Source organism: Nonomuraea maheshkhaliensis (assembly GCF_039529435.1).
In the GTDB taxonomy this organism is placed as follows: Bacteria; Actinomycetota; Actinomycetes; order Streptosporangiales; family Streptosporangiaceae; genus Nonomuraea; species Nonomuraea maheshkhaliensis.
This window is the reverse complement of record NZ_BAAAMU010000049.1, coordinates 26,021-43,715: the sequence shown is the minus strand read 5'-3', so window position 1 is coordinate 43,715 and position 17,695 is coordinate 26,021. Positions and strand designations below refer to the sequence as shown.

19 protein-coding genes are annotated in these 17,695 nt (G+C 71.9%); 14 read left to right on the top strand and 5 right to left on the bottom strand.

Annotation, left to right across the window (positions count from 1 at the left end; genetic code table 11):
• Positions 1-100: 100 nt before the first annotated feature.
• Positions 101-724 (top strand): AAA family ATPase, encoded by a 624-nt coding sequence (locus ABFX54_RS29230; RefSeq protein ID WP_346109769.1) that lies wholly within the window; start codon positions 101-103, stop codon positions 722-724.
• Here ABFX54_RS29230 and ABFX54_RS29225 read toward each other — a convergent pair.
• Positions 706-2,067, bottom strand: a complete 1,362-nt coding sequence (locus ABFX54_RS29225) for a glutamine synthetase family protein (RefSeq protein WP_326626459.1) — start codon at positions 2,065-2,067, stop codon at positions 706-708. The genes ABFX54_RS29230 and ABFX54_RS29225 overlap by 19 nt on opposite strands.
• A 156-nt stretch (positions 2,068-2,223) precedes the next feature.
• On the opposite strand from ABFX54_RS29225, the gene ABFX54_RS29220 reads away from it, so the two are divergent.
• Together ABFX54_RS29220 and ABFX54_RS29215 are read left to right on the top strand one after the other, a co-directional pair.
• On the top strand, positions 2,224-2,769 hold the full coding sequence (locus ABFX54_RS29220; RefSeq protein WP_346109768.1) for an EF-hand domain-containing protein: 546 nt from the start codon (positions 2,224-2,226) through the stop codon (positions 2,767-2,769).
• A 128-nt stretch (positions 2,770-2,897) separates the two neighbouring features.
• A complete protein-coding gene (locus ABFX54_RS29215) occupies positions 2,898-3,941 on the top strand; it encodes a terpene synthase family protein (RefSeq protein WP_346109767.1) in 1,044 nt (347 codons plus the stop codon).
• On the opposite strand, the gene ABFX54_RS29210 is transcribed toward ABFX54_RS29215, so the two are convergent.
• Entirely contained in the window at positions 3,932-4,894 is a 963-nt protein-coding gene (locus ABFX54_RS29210; protein WP_346109766.1) for a DUF5937 family protein, read from the bottom strand. The two genes, ABFX54_RS29215 and ABFX54_RS29210, sit on opposite strands and share 10 nt — an antisense overlap.
• Before the next feature lie 59 nt (positions 4,895-4,953).
• On the opposite strand from ABFX54_RS29210, the gene ABFX54_RS29205 reads away from it, so the two are divergent.
• The 6 genes from ABFX54_RS29205 to ABFX54_RS29180 all read left to right on the top strand — a co-directional run bounded on the left by ABFX54_RS29205 (position 4,954) and on the right by ABFX54_RS29180 (position 12,078).
• Positions 4,954-6,147 carry an MDR family MFS transporter gene (locus ABFX54_RS29205; protein WP_346109765.1) on the top strand — a complete coding sequence of 398 codons (1,194 nt, stop codon included), beginning with the start codon at positions 4,954-4,956 and terminating at the stop codon, positions 6,145-6,147.
• 83 nt (positions 6,148-6,230) lie between these two features.
• Positions 6,231-7,664 (top strand): BTAD domain-containing putative transcriptional regulator, encoded by a 1,434-nt coding sequence (locus ABFX54_RS29200; protein WP_346109764.1) that lies wholly within the window; start codon positions 6,231-6,233, stop codon positions 7,662-7,664.
• 52 nt (positions 7,665-7,716) lie between these two features.
• The gene (locus ABFX54_RS29195) at positions 7,717-9,492 is read left to right on the top strand and encodes an NAD+ synthase (RefSeq protein ID WP_346109763.1); all 1,776 of its coding nucleotides are present in this window, start codon (positions 7,717-7,719) and stop codon (positions 9,490-9,492) included.
• 452 nt (positions 9,493-9,944) lie between these two features.
• Positions 9,945-10,316 carry a metalloregulator ArsR/SmtB family transcription factor gene (locus tag ABFX54_RS29190; RefSeq protein ID WP_346109762.1) on the top strand — a complete coding sequence of 124 codons (372 nt, stop codon included), beginning with the start codon at positions 9,945-9,947 and terminating at the stop codon, positions 10,314-10,316.
• A complete protein-coding gene (locus ABFX54_RS29185) occupies positions 10,313-10,819 on the top strand; it encodes an SRPBCC family protein (RefSeq protein ID WP_346109761.1) in 507 nt (168 codons plus the stop codon). The genes ABFX54_RS29190 and ABFX54_RS29185 overlap by 4 nt, the downstream gene beginning before the upstream one ends.
• Before the next feature lie 191 nt (positions 10,820-11,010).
• The gene (locus ABFX54_RS29180; RefSeq protein ID WP_346109760.1) at positions 11,011-12,078 is read left to right on the top strand and encodes a DNA alkylation repair protein; all 1,068 of its coding nucleotides are present in this window, start codon (positions 11,011-11,013) and stop codon (positions 12,076-12,078) included.
• On the opposite strand, the gene ABFX54_RS29175 is transcribed toward ABFX54_RS29180, so the two are convergent.
• Entirely contained in the window at positions 12,070-12,516 is a 447-nt protein-coding gene (locus tag ABFX54_RS29175; RefSeq protein ID WP_346109759.1) for a hypothetical protein, read from the bottom strand. The genes ABFX54_RS29180 and ABFX54_RS29175 overlap by 9 nt on opposite strands.
• A 40-nt stretch (positions 12,517-12,556) precedes the next feature.
• On the opposite strand from ABFX54_RS29175, the gene ABFX54_RS29170 reads away from it, so the two are divergent.
• Positions 12,557-13,045 carry a GNAT family N-acetyltransferase gene (locus ABFX54_RS29170; RefSeq protein WP_346109758.1) on the top strand — a complete coding sequence of 163 codons (489 nt, stop codon included), beginning with the start codon at positions 12,557-12,559 and terminating at the stop codon, positions 13,043-13,045.
• A gap of 362 nt (positions 13,046-13,407) precedes the next feature.
• On the opposite strand, the gene ABFX54_RS29165 is transcribed toward ABFX54_RS29170, so the two are convergent.
• Complete coding sequence (locus ABFX54_RS29165) at positions 13,408-14,037, bottom strand: SDR family NAD(P)-dependent oxidoreductase (RefSeq protein WP_346109757.1); 630 nt, start codon at positions 14,035-14,037, stop codon at positions 13,408-13,410.
• Between the two features lie 79 nt (positions 14,038-14,116).
• On the opposite strand from ABFX54_RS29165, the gene ABFX54_RS29160 reads away from it, so the two are divergent.
• Complete coding sequence (locus tag ABFX54_RS29160) at positions 14,117-14,542, top strand: MerR family transcriptional regulator (RefSeq protein ID WP_346109756.1); 426 nt, start codon at positions 14,117-14,119, stop codon at positions 14,540-14,542.
• A 25-nt stretch (positions 14,543-14,567) separates the two neighbouring features.
• Positions 14,568-14,927, top strand: coding sequence for a hypothetical protein (locus ABFX54_RS29155; protein WP_346109755.1), 360 nt, complete (start codon positions 14,568-14,570; stop codon positions 14,925-14,927).
• 70 nt (positions 14,928-14,997) lie between these two features.
• On the opposite strand, the gene ABFX54_RS29150 is transcribed toward ABFX54_RS29155, so the two are convergent.
• Positions 14,998-15,723: a TetR/AcrR family transcriptional regulator gene (locus ABFX54_RS29150; RefSeq protein ID WP_346109754.1), complete on the bottom strand. Its 726-nt coding sequence runs from the start codon at positions 15,721-15,723 to the stop codon at positions 14,998-15,000.
• 81 nt (positions 15,724-15,804) lie between these two features.
• On the opposite strand from ABFX54_RS29150, the gene ABFX54_RS29145 reads away from it, so the two are divergent.
• A complete protein-coding gene (locus ABFX54_RS29145; protein ID WP_346109753.1) occupies positions 15,805-16,947 on the top strand; it encodes a hypothetical protein in 1,143 nt (380 codons plus the stop codon).
• Positions 16,948-16,973: 26 nt separating this feature from the next.
• The gene (locus tag ABFX54_RS29140; protein WP_346109802.1) at positions 16,974-17,693 is read left to right on the top strand and encodes an AAA family ATPase; all 720 of its coding nucleotides are present in this window, start codon (positions 16,974-16,976) and stop codon (positions 17,691-17,693) included.
• The last annotated feature ends 2 nt before the right edge of the window (positions 17,694-17,695 follow it).

Below are 17,695 nucleotides of genomic sequence, written 5' to 3'. Positions count from 1 at the left end.
CCGCGCGCGTTCGCGGCCCGCCTCGGGGAGGCTGGAACCGCACACGCCCTATGCTGACGCGGCTGGGCGGAGGAGAAGGCGAGTTCGCGGGGGTGAGTCTGTGCCGGGGGCCAGGTTGCGGTTCCCGCCCGGATCCCTGGTCATCCTGACCGGGCTGCCGGGCGCGGGGAAGACGACGCTGCTGCGCCGCCTGTACGGGCTGCACGGCGCCGAGAGCGTCCCCCTCATGGCCGGCACGGTCGCGGTGATCGACTCCGCGCAGTCGAAGCACCACTGGCACGGCCGGCTCGTCTGGGCCCCCTATCCGCTGCGCCGCGCCGTGGTGTTCGGCACCCATGTCGGCCGCATCAGGCGGGCCCTGCTCGCGGGTCACTCGGTCGTCGCCCACAACCGGGGCTGCGGGGCGTACGTGCTGCGGGGCTTCGCCTGGCTGGCGCGCAGGCACGGCGCGGACTTCCACCTGCTGCTGCTGGACGCGCCGCCGGAGGCGGCGCTCGCGGGCCAGCGGGAGCGGGGCCGGGTGGTCGCGCCGCGTACGTTCGCGCGCCACCGGCGCAGCTGGGAGCTGCTGCTGACCCGGGTCAGGAACGGCGACCCGGCGCCCGCGGCGGGGGCCCGCGTCGTCGACCGGACGCAGGCCGCCCGGCTGCGGGCCATCGTCTTCGAGCCGGCCCCGGCCGAGCCCGCGCGGCCCCCGATCGGACCTCAGAGCACCGGCAGGTAGCGGCCCAGCTCGAACTCGGTCACGTGGCGGCGGTATTCGCGCCACTCGCTGCGCTTGTTGCGCAGGAAGAAGTCGAAGACGTGCTCGCCCAGCGTCTCGGCCACGAGTTCGCTGCGCTCCATGACCTCGATCGCGTCGTTGAGCGAGCCGGGCAGCGGCTGGATGCCGAGCGCCCGGCGTTCGGCGCTGGTCAGGGTCCAGACGTTGTCCTCGGCGGCGGCGGGCAGCTCGTAACTCTCCTCGATGCCCTTGAGCCCGGCCGCCAGGATCAGCGCGAAGGCCAGGTAGGGGTTGCAGGCCGAGTCGAGCGAGCGGAACTCGATGCGGGTCGAGCCGCCCTTGTGCGGCTTGTACATCGGCACCCTGACCAGCGCGGACCGGTTGTTGTGGCCCCAGCACACGTAGGAGGGGGCCTCGCCGCCCTGGCCCGCGATGGCCTCGGCGCCGCCCCAGAGCCGCTTGTAGGAGTTGACCCACTGGTTGGTGATGGCCGTGATCTCGGCGGCGTGCCTGAGCAGGCCGGCGATGAAGGAGCGCCCGATCTTGGACAGCCGGTAGTCGGAGCCGGCCTCGTAGAAGGCGTTTCTGTCGCCCTCGAACAGCGACATGTGCGTGTGCATGCCGGAGCCGGGGTGCTCGGTGAACGGCTTGGGCATGAACGAGGCCCAGATGCCCTGCTCCAGCGCGACCTCCTTCATGACCAGGCGGAAGGTCATGATGTTGTCGGCCGTGGTGAGCGCGTCGGCGTAACGCAGGTCGATCTCCTGCTGGCCGGGCGCGCCCTCGTGGTGGCTGAACTCGACGGAGATGCCCATCGACTCCAGCATCATGATCGCCTGGCGGCGGAAGTCGTGGCCGGAGCTGTGGGGCGTGTGGTCGAAGTAGCCGCCCGAATCGATCGGCTCGGGCCGCTGACCGGGCTCTGGCCGGTTCTTCAGCAGGAAGAACTCGATCTCGGGATGGGTGTAGAAGGTGAAGCCCATGTCGGCGCACTTGGCGAGCGTGCGCTTGAGCACCCAGCGCGGGTCGGCGTGCGACGGCGAGCCGTCGGGCATGAGGATGTCGCAGAAGATGCGCGCCGCGCCCGGCGTCTCGCTGCGCCAGGGCAGGATCTGGAACGTGGCCGGATCGGGCTTGGCCAGCATGTCGGACTCGTAGACCCGGGCGAAGCCCTCGATCGCGGAGCCGTCGAACCCGATGCCCTCGGCGAAGGCCCCTTCGAGCTCGGCCGGCGCGATGGCCACGGACTTGAGGAAGCCGAGCACGTCTGTGAACCACAGCCGGATGAACCGGATGTCGCGTTCCTCGAGCGTGCGGAGCACGAACTCCTGCTGGCGGTCCACAGCATCCCCTCGTTTGAACTGACAGTACAGGCTATATACCAGCATGCCGTGCCCGTGTTTCGCACACGTTACGGGGGGTGCCGGTGCGAGCCTCGCTGACAAAGCCCCCCGCCCCGACTTACTGTGATCACGCAGTCAGTCTCGGGGGAGGCATTGGTGGCTATCGACCTGCTCAATCACAAGCTCGATCGGGCGTTCGACCACATCGACGCGACCGGAAACGGCGTCGTCGAGCGTGAGGACCTGCTGGGGCTGGGCGCGCGCATCCTGGTGGGCTTCGGGGAGTCCCCCACTTCGGTCACCGGGGCGAGCCTCGTGGACAGCTTCGACGGCATCTGGTCCACCCTGTCGGAGGCGCTGGAGCGCGACGGCGACTCCGGCATCACGCGCCCGGACTTCCTGCGGGGGATGACGGCGGCGTTCGTCACCGGCGACCGGTACGACCCGGTGTTCAAGCCGGCCACGCTGGCGGTGGCCGAGCTGTGCGACGCCGACGGCGACGGGCGGATCGGGCCGGCCGAGTTCCGGACGATGCTGTGCGCGTTCGGCGTGGCCTACGACGACGTGGACGAGGCGTTCGACCGGCTCGACCGGGAGGGCAGGGGCGCGCTCACCGTGGACGAGCTGGTCCTGGCCGCCGCCGACTACTACCGCAGCGACGACCCCAACGCCGCGGGCAACTGGCTCTACGGGCCCCTGTGAAGCACCCAGTGAAGAGCCGAGCGCAGAGCCCGGAGCAGAGCCGGGAGCACGACCGGGAGCAGGACCCGGCGAAGAGCCAGGGCGAGAGCCCGGGGACGAGTCCGGCGGAAAGTCCGGTGAAGGCGGCTGTGAACACGACGATGATCAGTACGACGAGCACCACCACGGGCACCACCACTGGCACCACCACTGGCACGGTGACCACCACCGTGCTGGCCACCGTGCGCACCGCCCTGCGCTCCGCCCTGGCGTCCATGCTGCCGCTGCCGCGCAGGGGCGGCCCGGCCGCGCAGGCGCTGCTGCCGCTCACCGAGCGGGTGCCCGCCATGGCGGCGCCGTGCCGGATGCATCCGGCCGTGTACGCGATCGAGGCCGCGGTGATCGACTGGGCCAGGCGCACCGGCTTGCGCGCCGACCCCGACGTGGGCTACCACCGCATGGCGGGCCGGGCCTTCGCCGAGTTCGACGCGGCCGCGGCGGCGCTGTTCGCGCAGTGGCTGACCTGGCTGTTCCACCTGGACGACGAGCTCGACGAGCGCTCGGGCCCGCTGGAGGTCTTCCACGGCATGCTCAAGGGCGCCTCGCGCCATCCGCTGGAGGCGGCCTTCGCCGACCTGTGGCGGGTGACGAGCGCGCGGATGAGCGACCGGTGGCGGGCCAGGTTCGCGGTGGGGCTGCAGCGCCAGTACGACGCCTGCCGTACGGAGGCCGAGAACCGCGCGGCCGGGCGGATGCCGACGCTGGAGGAGTACCCGGCGCTGCGCAGGGGCACGGTGGGCCCCTACCTGTACGACCTGGTGGAGCCGTGCCTGCGGGTGGAGGTGCCGGGCTGGCTGCACGAGTCGGAGCCGTGGCAGCGGCTGGTGAACGCCTGCAGCGACGTCACCGCGTGGTGCAACGACGTGGCCTCGCGGCCCAAGGAGCACGGCGACGCGCACAACTTCGTCGTGCTGGCGATGCGCCAGCTCGGGCTGGGCGAGCGGGCGGCGACGGCGTGGGTGCTCGACCGCATCGCGGCGCGCTGCCAGGACATGAGCGAGGCGGCCAGGCGGCTGCCGCTGGACGACCTGGAGCCGAAGGCGGCCAGAGACGTCAGCAAGGTGGCCTGCGCCTACCTGGCGGCGCCGCGCGCCCACCTCGACTGGCTGCTGGAGTCGAAGCGTTACGCCTGACCGGCGAGCGCGTCGCCGGTGGGGGTGCGGCGGTAGACGACCTGCTTGCCGAGCCGCATCCCCACCGCGAGCCCGCCTCCGCTCAGCACGCCGAGGTGCTGGCTGATCGCGCCCGGTGTGAGGGACATGCGCCCGGCGAGCGCGGTGGTGGTGGCGGGCTCGGCGAGCGCGAGCAGGATCTGGGCCCGGCTCTTGCCGATCAGCGCGGCCAGCGCGCCCGGCGCGGGCGGCGGGCCCTGCTCCCACAGCGTGCCGACGCCGTGCACCGGGTAGACGAGCATCGACTGGTACGGCGCCGTCATCACCGCCACGGCCGGCCAGTAGAAGGCGCTGGGCACCAGCACGAGCCCGTCGCCGTGCGTCTCGCCCGACTCGTACCAGGGCCGGTCGATGATCAGCCGCTCCCCCGTCCACGTCACGGCCGGGCCGAGCCCGGCGAACAGCTCGCGCGCCCCGCCCTGCGCCAGTTGCCGCGAGCGGCGCAGCACGTCGCGTTCGAGCAGGGCGTACACGCGGGGCCAGAACTCGGCGAAACATTCGTCCCAGTACGTCTTCAGCGTGTCGGCGACCCTGGCCACGCCCGCCTCGGGGTCGGCCGTGAACCGCGCGATGACGGCGGCGTCGGTGCCGCGCACCTTCGCGGCCTCCTCCGCGGCCCGTGCCGGGTCCGCCTTCCTGACCCGGTCGAGCTCGGCGGCGAAGTCGGGCATCGGCGTGTCGGGCGGCGGGGTGACGAAGTCGGCCAGGTATCCGGACGGCGGCACGAGCGCGAACAGCTCAGCCAGGTCGAGCGCCCGCGCCTTGGCGCGCACGGCCTTGAGCCAGGGCAGGTGGATGGACTGCCTGGCCGGCTGCTGGAGGGTGCGCAGGCTGGTCACGAGCTCCCACATCGGCGAGAAGGCGAACCTGATGCGCGCCACGTCCTCCGGCTTCATCACCCAGGTAACGGTCATCCTTTTAGTGTGCACTAAATCGTTCGCCCCCCGAATGCCGACATATCACCCTTACTTCCGTGTCAAGAGCAACAGTGGAGCGGCCGTCTTTCCTGCGGTCGCAATTAGACGGTCTGCCGCGTCCGTTCTGGGCCCTGTGGGCCGGCACCCTGGTGAACCGGCTGGGCACCATGGTCGTGCCGTTCACCGGCGTCTATTTGACGCAGAGCCGCGGCCTGTCCATCGTCGCGGCGGGCCTGGTGATGGGCGTGTTCGGGGCGGGGTCGCTGCTGTCGCAGGTCGTCGCGGGCGTGCTCACCGACAGGATCGGGCGCCGGGCCACGCTGTCCGGCGGCATGCTGGCCACGTCGGCGGCCATGCTGGCGCTGGGCTACAGCACGTCGCTGCCGGCGATCCTGGCCTCGATGTTCGCGCTCGGCCTGGTGATCGACGCCTACCGGCCCGCGTCGAACGCGCTGGTCGCCGACCTGATCCCGCCCAAGGAGCGGCCCAGGGCGTACGGGCTGCTGTTCTGGGGCGTCAACCTCGGCTACTCGGTCGGCATGACGGCGGGCGGCTGGCTGGCCGGAATCGGGTTCATCTGGCTGTTCTGGATCGACGCGCTGTCGGGCGTGGTCTTCGCCGTGCTGGTGTGGCGGGCGGTGCCCGAGACCAGGCCCGAGGGCGGTCACTCGGCGGGCGGGTTCCTGGTGGTGCTGCGCGACCGGGTCATGGTCGGGTTCACGCTGGTGGTGCTGGGCAACGCGCTGGTGTACGCGCAGACGATGAGCATGCTGCCGGTGGCGATGACGGGCGTGGTGAAGCTGACGCCCGGCCAGTTCGGCACGGCCATGGCGCTCAACGGGGTGCTCATCGTGATCGTGCAGCCGCTGGTGTCGGGGTGGCTCGGGCGCATGGACCCGGCCAGGACGCTCGCGCTGGGGCTGGCGGTGATGGGGGCCGGGTTCGCGATGACCGCGTACGTGACCACCACGCTGGGCCTGGTGGTGACGATCGCGGTGTGGACGGCCGGCGAGATCATGACGGCGGGCATCGCCGGCGCCGTGGTGGCCCGGCTGGCGCCGCCCGAGCTGCGGGGGCGGTACGCGGGGCTGTCCGGGTTCGCCTGGTCGCTGGCGGGGATGCTGGCGCCGCTGCTCGGCGGGCCGCTGCTGGAGCTGGGGTCGCGGGCACTGTGGTTCACGATCGGCGGGGTCGGCTTCGCTTCGGCGATCGGCATGCTCCTGCTCGGCCCGGCCATCAGACGCCGCTGACCGACCTCGGGGGCGGCGCGGGACCGATGGCGAAATTTCGCCATGTACCCGGACCCGCCGCCCCCTCTACAGTTACGCCTGACATGCTGACCTTCACCGCTCTCGGACCGTTCCAGGCCTGGGCCGACGGAACCCCCCTCGACCTCGGCGGCCAGCGGCAGCGGGCGGTGCTCGCGCGCCTGCTCGTGGCCGGTGGCCGCGCCGTCCCCGTCAACACCCTCATCGACGAGCTCTGGCCGGGCGGCCCGCCGGCGCAGGCGCTCTCCACCATCCAGGGGTACGTCTCCCGCCTGCGCCGCGCGCTCGAACCCGGCCGCGCGCCCCGCGAGCAGGCCGGCGTGCTGGTCTCCGCCTCTCCCGGGTACGCCCTGCGCGCCCGTGCCGAGGAGGTGGACGCCTGGCACTTCGAGGCGCTGATGCGGACCGACGGCACGCCCGCGCAGGTGTGGGCCGCCATGGACAGCGCGCTGGGGCTGTGGCGCGGGCCGGCGCTGGCCGAGTTCGGGGAGCTGAGCTGGGCCGCGACCGAGGCGAGCCGGTTGGAGGAGTTGCGGCTGATCGCCGTCGAGCGGCGGGCGGGCGCCGGGCTCACGCTGGGGCGGGCGACGTCGCTGGTGGCGGACCTGGAGGCGCACGCGTCGGCGTACCCGCTGCGCGAGGAGGGCTGGCGGCTGCTGGCCGTGGCGCTCTACCGGACGGGCCGCCAGGGCGACGCGCTGGCGGCGCTGCGCAGGGCGCGCGCCGTGTGGCGGGACGAGCTGGGTCTCGACCTGTCGGCCGGGCTCAAGAGCCTGGAGGCCGACATGCTGGCACAGCGCCTGGACGAGCCCCAGGCGGCCCCTGCGGCCGTTCGCGAGCCCGGCGTGCTGCGCGTCCTCGTGGCCGATGACCAGGCGCTGGTGCGGGCCGGGCTGCGGGCCATGCTGGAGAGCGAGGCCGGGGTGGAGCCGGTCGGCGAGGCGTCCGACGGCGAGGAGGCGATCGCGGCCGCCCGCACGGAGCGGCCCGACGTGGCGCTGCTCGACATCCAGATGCCACGCCTCGACGGCCTGGCCGCGGCGCGCAGGATCCTGGCCGGCGAACGGCCGCCGAAGGTGGTGATGATGACCACGTTCGGCAGCGACGAGAACCTGTACGCGGCGCTGCGGGCCGGGGTGAGCGGGTTCGTGCTGAAGACGTCGGCGCCCGAGCAGTTCCTGGCCGCGATCAGGGCCGCGGCGGCGGGCGACTCGCTCATCGACCCCGCGGTCACCACGCGGCTGATCGCGGCGTTCGCCGGGCGCACCGACCCGGCCTCTCCCCCGGCGCTGGCCGGGCTCTCCGACGACCGGCTCGACGTGCTCAAACTCGTGGCCAGGGGGCTGACCGACCGGCAGATCGGGCAGACGCTCGCGCTGGCGGAGGAGGAGGTGGGCCTGGTGGTCAAGGGGCTGCTGGAGCATCTCGGGCTGTTCGACCGGGCGCAGCTGGTGATGGCGGCGTACGAGTCGGGGCTGGTCACACCGGGGGCGAAATGAGCGACTTTTCGTCGCTTTGACGATAAAAAAGTCGGCATACTAGGCTGTTCGCGTGGCACAACTGCGCATTGCCCTGGCACAGACGAACCCGACCGTAGGCGACCTGAGCGCCAACGCGGACCGGCTGGTCGCGTGGACCCGCGACGCCGCCGAACGCGGAGCTCACCTCGTCGTCTTCACCGAGATGTTCCTCACCGGCTATCCGGTCGAGGACCTCGTGCTGCGCACGTCCTTCGTGGACGCCAGTATCGACACGCTGGAGGAGGTGGCCCGCCGCCTGGAGCGGGAGGGCCTGGGCGAGCTGCCCGTGGTCGTCGGCTACGTCGACCGGGCCGGCCTGGCGCCCAGGGTCGGGCAGCCCAAGGGCGCCCCGCTCGACGCCGCCGCCCTCCTCCACCGAGGGGAGGTGGTGACCCGCACGGCCAAGCATCACCTGCCCAACTACGGGGTGTTCGACGAATACCGCTACTTCGTGCGCGGTGATCGGCTGCCGATCTTCCGGCTGCACGGGGTCGACGTCGCGATCGCGGTGTGCGAGGACCTCTGGCAGGAGGGAGGTCCCGTGTCCGTCGTCGGGCAGGCCGGGGCCGGGCTGCTGGTGGCGCCGAACGCCTCGCCGTACGAGAAGGAGAAGGACGACGTACGGCTGGAGTTGTGCGCGCGGCGGGCCCGCGAGGCGGGGTGCGCCCTCGCCTACGTCAACCAGATCGGCGGGCAGGACGAGCTCGTCTTCGACGGCGACTCGATCGTGGTCGACGCCGCCGGTGAGCCGGTGGCGCGGGCCGGCCAGTTCAAGGAGGAGCTGCTGGTCGTCGACCTCGACGGCCTGCCGGTGGCGGACGCCGGGCCCGGGTCCTACCCGTACGACGCGGGCGACGGCTCCACCATCACGGTCGAGCGGCTGATCCTCTCCTCCGAGCCCGTCGCGCCCTACGAGCCCGAGCCCGGCCGCGTCGCCGAACGGCTCGACCCGCACGCCGAGGTCTACTCCGCGCTCGTCCTCGCGGTACGCGACTACGTGGCCAAGAACGGCTTCGAGTCGGTCATCCTCGGCCTGTCGGGCGGCATCGACTCCGCCCTGACGGCCACCATCGCCGCCGACGCCATCGGCCCCTCGCGGGTCAACGTGGTGCTCATGCCCTCGCGCTACTCCTCCGACCACTCGCTGGCCGACGCCGAGGAGCTGGTGCGCAGGCAGGGCATCACGGCGCGGGTGGCGCCGATCGCCGACATCGTCAGCGCGTTCGAGAAGGAGATCGAGCTGTCGGGCCTGGCCGCCGAGAACCTCCAGGCCAGGGTACGCGGCATGATCCTCATGGGCCTGTCGAACGAGCACGGCCACCTGGTGCTCACGACCGGCAACAAGAGCGAGCTGGCCACCGGCTACTCCACCCTCTACGGCGACTCGGCCGGCGGCTTCGCCCCGATCAAGGACGTGCCGAAGACCATGGTGTGGGAGCTGTCGAGGTGGCGCAACGCCCACTCCGGCGAGGGCTTCCTGCTGCCGGCCGAGCAGCCGATCCCGGAGAACTCGATCACCAAGGAACCCAGCGCCGAGCTGCGACCTGACCAGCGCGACACCGACTCGCTGCCGCCGTACGAGGTGCTGGACCGGCTGCTTGACGACTACGTCGAGAAGGACATGGGCTCCCAGGAGCTCATCGCGGCCGGCCACGATCCCGACCTGGTCACGCGGGTGATCCGGCTGGTGGACGTGGCTGAATACAAGCGCCGGCAGTATCCGCCCGGCCCGAAGATCACCCCGAAGAACTTCGGCCGCGACCGTCGTCTGCCCATCACCAACCGCTGGCGGGAGACCACCGGCTGACGGCCTGTCCACCGCGCGGCGGCGAGGGCCGGCGCGGCGACCGGATCGGCAGACAACGACACGGGACCGGCGACGGTTGCCGAACCGTCGCCGGTGCGGCACACACGCGGGCGGGGACGCCTCCTCAGACGACCGCGCCCCCTCGCACTGGCTTCCGCCTCGTGTCCGCCGACGCCGCGACGGTGTCGGCGGGCGTGGCCGAGGGCGAGGCGGCTTGCCGCGCCGCACCCACGCTCGGGGCAGATCCGGCGGCCGGGCCTCACCCCGGCGAGCCGCGCCTCGATCCGTCCTCTCCGGCCCCGACTCTCCCCTGCCCCCGACACGCCCGCACCGACGTGAGGCGCCCTCTTTGGCGTGACCTGTCCGCGTACCTCGGCTGGATGCCCGACTTCCGCAGACCTCTGGCGGCCGGCGGCTGGCGAAACGCGTAACTAGTAGGTTACGCTTTCCGGGTGGACGAGGTGGCGGGAGCGATCGCGGATCCGGTGCGGCGGCGGATCCTCGTACTGCTCAGAGACGGACGACTGACAGCAGGCGAGCTCGCCGGGCAGTTCGCGATCAGCAGACCCGCTGTGAGCCGCCACCTGCGGGTGCTGCGGGAGAGCGGCCTGGTGCGCGACGAGCTCGTCGGCAGGCAGCGCTTCTACACGCTCGACCCGGAGCCGTTCACCGAGCTCATCGCCTGGCTGGCGGCGTTCGTGCGCCCGTCCGGCTGGGAGCATCGCTTCGACGCGCTGGAGACCGAGGTCTACAGGACGCGCCGCGAACGCCGCGACACCGCCCAAACCAGCAGTCCAAGCAGCAGAGAGGAACATTCGGCATGAGCCCGAGCCCCATCCCCACAGGCAGGCTGTTCCGCACGGAGGAAGGCAGCGACCTCGTCCTCACCCGGGCCTTCCGCGCGCCCGCCGAAGACGTGTGGGCCAGCATCACCGAGTCCGACCGCACGGCCCGCTGGTTCGGCCCCTGGGAGGGCGACGCGGCGCCCGGCAACACGATCAAGGTGCAGCTGCGTTTCGAGGAGCAGACGCCCTGGTACGACATGCGCATCGACGCGTGCGAGCCGCCGCGCCGGCTGGCGATCTCCTCGCTCGACGAGTCCGGCGCCTGGCACCTCGAACTGCTGCTGACCGAGACGGGCGGCGTGACCGAGCTGCGCTTCGTCCAGCACCTGGAGTCGGAGGACGGGATCGGCGACATCGGCCCCGGCTGGGAGTACTACCTGGACCTGCTCGTCGCCTCCCGCGACGGCTCACCGGCTCCCAGCTTCGACGCCTACTACCCGTCGATGCGGCACTACTTCACCCGCCTGCGCGACGGCGCGTGATCATCGCCCGGCGATCGACGCCCGGCGATCGACGGCGATGAAGCGATGCCGACGAAGCAGCACTCGACGATCACCGACGACAAGACGGCGGCAGTCTGCCGGTCACGGTGGGAGCCATGAACGACTTGGTGGCGCCATGAATTGTCGGTGGGGCCTGGCACAGTTGCCGCGTGGCTCAACCTCTCAAGGAAATGATCAACCTCCGGACCGTGTCGGTGCTGGCCGACGGGCTGGCCGCGGCCTGGGGCCGCTTCCCCCGTGACCGGTTCGTCGAGCAGTCCCTGGCCGGCCTCGGCGGGCTGGAGCTCAAGGCACGCGTCGCCCACGTCGCCGCCGCGCTCCACGACGCGCTGCCGCTCCCCTATCCGCAGGCCGCCGAGCTGATCCGCGAGTGCGTCCGGTCGGGGCTCACGCTGGACATGTGGAGCGGCTGGCCGGCCACCGAGCACACGGCGGGCAGAGGCCTCGACCACCTGCACGAGGCGATGGACACGCTGGCGGTGCTGACCCCTTACGCCACGGGCGAGTTCGCCGTACGCCCCTATCTGGAGCGCTATCGCGACGACGCGTTGAAGATCATGTATGACTGGGCGGAGTCGCCGGACGAGCACCTGAGACGCCTGGCCTCCGAAGGCTCACGTCCGAGGCTGCCCTGGGCCGGGCGGGTCGGCTGGCTGATGACGCCGGGCCCGACCCTGCCCCTGCTCGACCGGCTGCGCGACGACCCGAGCGAATACGTGCGCCGCTCGGTCGCCAACCACGTCAACGACCTGGCCAAAGACCATCCGGAGGCGGCGATCCGGCTGCTGGCGCGCTGGCGTTCCGACGGCGGCTCCCACGTGGAGAAGGTGCTCCGCCACGCCGTACGCGGGCTGCTGCGCTCCGGTCACCCCGAGGCACTGACCCTGGTGGGCGCCACACCGGGCAGCGGCGCTGTCGAAGGGCTGGCCCTGGAGGCCGACACCGTATCCGTGGGCGGCAAGCTGGCCTTCACCGTCACGGTCACAGCGGGCGCGGCCGGGCCGGTCCTGCTGAAATACGCCGTCAGACGGACGGGCTCCCGCCGTGTCTTCCACCTGGGCCAGCGAGAGGCGACCGGCCCCGGCGAGACGTTCACCGTACGCAAGAGCCACTCTTTCCGACCGGTCACCACCCGCGACGAGCCACCCGGCGCCAGGGAGCTCGACGTGATCGTCAACGGAAGGGTGGCCGCCACCGTCCCCTTCACCCTGATCGCCGCCCCAGGTTCCCTAAGCTGACCAGATGACCGGCGTGCCAACGACTTCGACAACCGGCGACCCGTCAGACGCCGACCTGCTCCAGATCGAACTGGGCGTCATCTGGCGACTCGACGAGCAGGGCCGTCTCCCCGGCCCGGAGTCCATGGTGATCGGCGTGGCAGCCGACGGCCTGATCGCCGCCGTCTCCCACACGCTCCCCACCCCTCTCGCCCAAACCCTCCTCACCCTCGCCACCACACCGACACCCCGGCCGCCCGGCAAGGCGGCGTCCGAAACAGCCTTGGTAACACCACCCGGGACAGCCCCTGGAGCCACACCCGGGGCGGCTTCCGAAACGGTGCCCGAGACAGCCTCGGGAGCTGCGTCGGGGACGGCCGTCGGATCGGCATCCACGACAGTCTCCGGAGCGGCGACCGACACCACCCACGGCATGACGACGTCCACGAGAGCCTCCACGAGAGCCTCCAGGACAGCGTCCGGGGCTGCCTCCGGGGCGATGCCTGGCGCGCTGGAGGCTTGCCGGGCCCTGCTGGGCGGCGACAGCGTGACCGTGTCCGGCGGGCCGAGCTACCTGGTGACGCCCCCCGTCCGCTACGACGCCCCCGTCGACATGCTCAGATCGGACGAGCCCGCGCACACCGCCCTCGTACACCCGCTACGGGCCGAGGGCTGGGACCCCGACGAGTGGGACGAACTCGTCGGCGGCGGCGAAGGCGCCCCCTGGGCGATGATCGTCGAGAACGGCGAGGTGGCGGCCCTCTGCCACACCGCCCGCCTGACCCCGGCCGGCGCCGAAGCCGGCACCTGGACCTCACCCGCCTGCAGAGGCCGAGGCTATGCCGCCGCCGCCACAGCCGTCTGGGCGGGGATGCTGCCCGGCATCCGGTTGTTCTACAGCACGAGCGCGGACAACCACTCCTCACAACGGGTGGCGCGGCGCCTGGGCCTACGTCCCCTCGGCTGGTTCTGGAAACTCACCGCCTGACCCCACCACCGGCCGCAGAAGCCGCTCGAACGATCCTCCGCACGACTCACAACGACTCACCCTGAACCCCTCGGACCGACTCACGACGGCTCACTCTGGGCCCTCAGACCGGGGCTGGCCGCGCGACGACACGATGGGCGCGCGCACCCTTCTGGACCGACCTGCGCCACACCGGCGAAGACGCCCCAGGAGCCCTCAACGAGGTCGAGGACGCCCTGACGAGCCCTCCGCCTCACCCCACCACGCTGCCGAACCAACTCCGAACCCCCTTGGAACCGATCGTTCAGCGGGTGAACCGGTGAATCGCCCGAACCCACCCCCACACGAGCCACCGAACGACCCCCGAGCCGGCTGTTCCGTTCCTATGCGGTGCCGGCGTGGAGGACCTCCCGTTCCCACCGTTCCCGTGGCTGGGTGTGCAGGCGCCAATAATGCTCGGCGATGTCGTCAGGGTCGAAGTCCGTGCCGGGGGCGACAGGGCCGGCGACGGTGACGCTGGCCGCGTGGACGCCGGCCGCCCCGTACTCCTCGTCCAGCAGCGCCACCAGCGTCCGCACGCCGGCCTTGCCGAGGGACAGGCTGACGTACCCCGCCTTGGGCTCGGGCATGCCGCCCGTCACGATGAACGTGCCCCCGCCCCGTGCGGCCATCGCGGGGGCCACGTGCGCGGCCGCGACGAGCGCGCCGACCACGTTGACCGCCCAGGCGTCGAGCTGCACGCGGGCGCTCGCCTCCCCCGGCGAGTCGCGGCGGATGATCGCGGCGTTGTAGACCACGACGTCCGGCGTCCCGAGCTCCTGCGCCGCCGCGTCGAGTGCGGCGCGCAGTTCGTCCTCGTTCGTGCTGTCGGCCCGGTACGCGAGCGCCCCCTCCAGGCCGAGGGCGCCGCCCGTACGCGAGACGAGGGCCACCCGCAGCCCTTCCTTCGCGAATCGGCGGGCGACCGACCGCCCGATTCCCGGGCCCGCCCCGATGATGACCGCTCCCGGCATCGATCTCCTCCTTGACGTTGTTGCGACTGACAGTCGGGACGGTAAGGCGTCACATCGATGTGAAGGTCAAGGCGAACGCATGAAGATCGGCGACCTGGCGCGCGAGACCGGGGTGAGCAGGCGGCTGCTGCGCTACTACGAGGAGCAGGGGCTGCTGCGGCCCCGGCGGCTGCCCAACGGCTACCGCGAGTACGCGGAGGCGGACGTGGCCGGCGTGCGCCACATCCGCGCGATGCTCGCCGCCGGCCTGCCGACCGCCGTCATCGCCCGCCTGCTCGACTGCGTGCACGACGACGACAGCGAACGGATGGTCCCGACCGGCTGCCCAGGGATGGTCACCGACCTGCGGCATGAGCAGCAGCGCATCGCCGACGAGATCGACCGGCTGCGGACGTCCCAGGAGGCGCTCGACAGCCTGCTCACCTCCGCCTTGGGCGGCAACGCCGATCCCCGCTCCGAGCCGGCGCCGAACCGGTCCCGCGGCCAGATCGGCCTGCGGTCGTGATCGTCCGGCCGGTAACCTGGCAGTCATGTGCACCTACGCGGAGGTCCACTACAAGGTCCACTATGTGTGCGTCCCCTGCCGCCGCAGCTGCAAGCAGCCGTGGCGTGCGGAGGCGAGCCGCTGTGTCCGGTGCCGCAAGCCGATGCTGTTCGCCGGTCATGACTTCGCCGCGCCGCGCCGGGGCGACGAGCGTGGGTGGCGGGCCGTGGCCGCCGTGCTGGGGGCCGGGCTGCGGTACGAGGGGTTCGAGCCGTGCGGGTGCGGGCAGCAGCCGAAGTTCCGTCCTCGTACGAGTGCGCAGGTACGGGCGCGCCGGCGGGTGGCCGCCCGCAAGGGGCTGACCGACGCCGAGGCCCTCGCCCTGCGCGACCCGTCCGACGCCTGACCCCCGCCCTCGCGGCAAAGGCAGCCGGCCCCGAGCTGCTCCCCCTTGCCGGGGGTCTTCGGGACGAAGGTCACAACAGTCGCGTCTCAGGCCCGGGGCCCTCAGGGGCCGGCGTCTCAGGTCGTAGCCGGGCGGCGATGCCGTCGAGGACGATGTCGAGGCCGAGCGCGAACTGCCGGTCGAAGTCCGCGTTCTCCGCCTCGTCCACCCGCGTCTGCCCGGCGTACTCGGACATCCGCCCCCGAAGGTGCCCGGCCACCCTGGCCCGCAGTTCCGCGTCGGCCGCAGGCGTCCGGACCGTGGCCCACCAGGTGTTCTCCGCGGCGACGAACCCGTTCACGTACGACGTCAGCGTCCCCACGGCGGCGGTGAGCTCGGGCCCGGCCACCCCGGCGCCGGCCAGCGCCCCGTAGAACAGGCGGGAGCGGGCCAGCGCGTTCGGGCCCAGCAGCGGGCGGGTGGCGGTGAGCGCGGGCACCCAGGGATGGCGGCGCATGACGGCGCGGCTCTGGGTGAGCTGCCGGGTCAGCAGGTCCCGCCACGGGAGCGGCCCGCCCGGTTCGGCGATCTCGCCGATCACCTCGTCGAGGGCCAGGTCCAGCACGTCCTCCTTGCTCTGGACGTACTCGTACAGCGACATCGTCCCCGCTTTGAGGCGCGCCGCGAGGCCGCGCATCGAGAATCCGCCGACGCCCTCGGCGTCGAGGTGCGCGACGGCGGCCGCGGCGATGCGCTCGCGCGACAACCGGGGCCGGCGCGGCGGCCCGTCGTCGCGGAACCAGATGGTCTCCGGCACCGATCCCTCCAAAAACCAGAGCCGTGCACTGTACGGAAAACCGTACGGCTAGCTTGCCCCATCAAGGCGGAAGGAGAACTCATGAACTGGGACCACGACCACGCGCTGCTGGCCTTGCGCGTCGATCGCCTGATGAGCGGCGGCGCCGGCGGCACGATGCTCATCTACCGCGGCCCCGCCGAGTGGAGCGAGCAGGTGGCTGCCGAGCCGCCCGCCGTCCCCGGCGCGCTGGCGGAGGAGGCGGAACGGCTGCTGGAGAGTGCCCCCACGCCCTTTCTGGCCGCCCAGGTACGTGCCCTGCGTGCCGTGGCCCGTCACCTGGACGGCGACCGGCCGCCACTCGCCGAGTACGGGCGGGAGTGCCTGGGCCTGACGCCCCGGTGGGTGCCGGAGGAGCTGTTCGAGCAGGCGCACGCCGAGCTGGACCGGGCCCTGCCGAAGGGCCCCGGCTCGCTGGCCGGGCGGCTGCGGGCCTGGCGGCAGGCCCACACGCTGGAGCCGATCGAACGGCTGCCCGAGCTGGTGGCCCTGGCCGTGGACGAGACCCGGACCAGGACGAACGCGATCATCCCCCTGCCACCGGGCGAGGTGGTGGCGTGCCGGCTGGTGGAGGGCGTGAACTTCCACGGGGCGGGCGACTACGAGGGAGACTTGAGGTCCACGATCTACGTCAACAGGGCGATCCCCTTCAATCTGGCCGACCTGCTCTATCTCGTGGCCCATGAGGGCCATCCCGGGCACATCGCCGAGTCGATGCTCAAGGCGCGGCACACGCCGGTGCGGTTCATGCTCTCGCCGGCGTTCGTGCTCAGCGAGGGGCTCGGGCTGCTCGCCGAGGAGCTGCTGTTCCCCGGGGACGAGGCCCAGGAGTGGTTGAACGCGAACATCCTGCCCAGGGCCGGGATCCGGCCGGACGGAAGCGACTTCGCCGCCGTCCACCACGCCAGGAACGTGCTGTGGGGCGTCTGGGGCAACGCCGCGTTCCTGGCGGCCGAGGGGCGAGGCATGCCGGAGTTGTCCTCATACCTGAAGAGATGGGCGCTCTACGACGACCACGAGGTGGCGCTGGCGGCCGGACTGCTGACGCCGTCCCCGGCGAGTCCGTATATTTTCGGATATTTCCATGGATGGGAGTTGCTGCGGCCCTGGACGACCGGCCCCGAGCGGGTCCGCCGCCTGCTCACCGAGCAGTTGCTCCCCTCCGACCTCGCTCTGTCCGGTTGATCCAGCCCGCAGGAAGATACTTGACCATGCTGCTCACCCACCTGACCGTCCCTCAGCTTCCGGAGGGCTGGCCCGCCGCGCTGCCTCCTGTTCGCCGGCTGGCGGAGCGAGGTCTTGAGCTGACCGCCCGGGTCACCTTCTTCGTCGGAGAGAACGGCTCGGGCAAGTCCACCATCATGGAAGCGATCGCCGACGTGGCCGGCATCAATTCCGCCGGCGGCAAGGCCGGTACCAAGTACGCCAGCACCGGGCCGATGACCCCGCTGGGCGAGGTTCTCGACGCCGATCTCACCGCTTCGGGAACGTGGCTGCTGCATGGTCCCCGGCTCAAGCGGCGCGCGTTCTTCTTCCGCGCCGAAACGCTGTTCAACCTCGGGCAGAACGTCTCCGGCCGGCCGGGCTTCTGGGACGAAGATCTGACGGAGCAGTCCCACGGCGAAGGGTTCTTCACCGTTCTCGAACGCATGGTGTCGGGGCCGGGGCTCTATCTGATGGACGAGCCGGAAGCCGCACTGTCATTTCTGTCCTGCGTACGCCTGGCCGGCCTGATGCAGCGTGTCGCGGACGAGGGCGGGCAGATCATCTGTGCCACCCATTCACCGATCCTGACCGGTCTGCCGGGCGCGCAGATCATCGAGCTCGGTGAGCACGGCATGCGTACGACCGCCTGGGAGGACCTCCAGCTGGTCGATCACTGGCGGCGCTTCCTCGCCAAGCCGGACTTCTACCTGCGACGGGAGGAGTGACG

Excerpts from the sequence above, each read along its gene's own strand:
- ABFX54_RS29210 (WP_346109766.1), bottom strand. The coding sequence starts at position 4,894 with ATGACCGTTACCTGGGTGATGAAGCCGGAGGACGTGGCGCGCATCAGG.
- ABFX54_RS29200 (WP_346109764.1), top strand. The coding sequence starts at position 6,231 with ATGCTGACCTTCACCGCTCTCGGACCGTTCCAGGCCTGGGCCGACGGA.
- ABFX54_RS29185 (WP_346109761.1), top strand. The coding sequence starts at position 10,313 with ATGAGCCCGAGCCCCATCCCCACAGGCAGGCTGTTCCGCACGGAGGAA.
- ABFX54_RS29180 (WP_346109760.1), top strand. The coding sequence starts at position 11,011 with ATGATCAACCTCCGGACCGTGTCGGTGCTGGCCGACGGGCTGGCCGCG.
- ABFX54_RS29170 (WP_346109758.1), top strand. The coding sequence starts at position 12,557 with ATGCCTGGCGCGCTGGAGGCTTGCCGGGCCCTGCTGGGCGGCGACAGC.
- ABFX54_RS29165 (WP_346109757.1), bottom strand. The coding sequence starts at position 14,037 with ATGCCGGGAGCGGTCATCATCGGGGCGGGCCCGGGAATCGGGCGGTCG.
- ABFX54_RS29160 (WP_346109756.1), top strand. The coding sequence starts at position 14,117 with ATGAAGATCGGCGACCTGGCGCGCGAGACCGGGGTGAGCAGGCGGCTG.
- ABFX54_RS29155 (WP_346109755.1), top strand. The coding sequence starts at position 14,568 with ATGTGCACCTACGCGGAGGTCCACTACAAGGTCCACTATGTGTGCGTC.
- ABFX54_RS29145 (WP_346109753.1), top strand. The coding sequence starts at position 15,805 with ATGAACTGGGACCACGACCACGCGCTGCTGGCCTTGCGCGTCGATCGC.
- ABFX54_RS29140 (WP_346109802.1), top strand. The coding sequence starts at position 16,974 with ATGCTGCTCACCCACCTGACCGTCCCTCAGCTTCCGGAGGGCTGGCCC.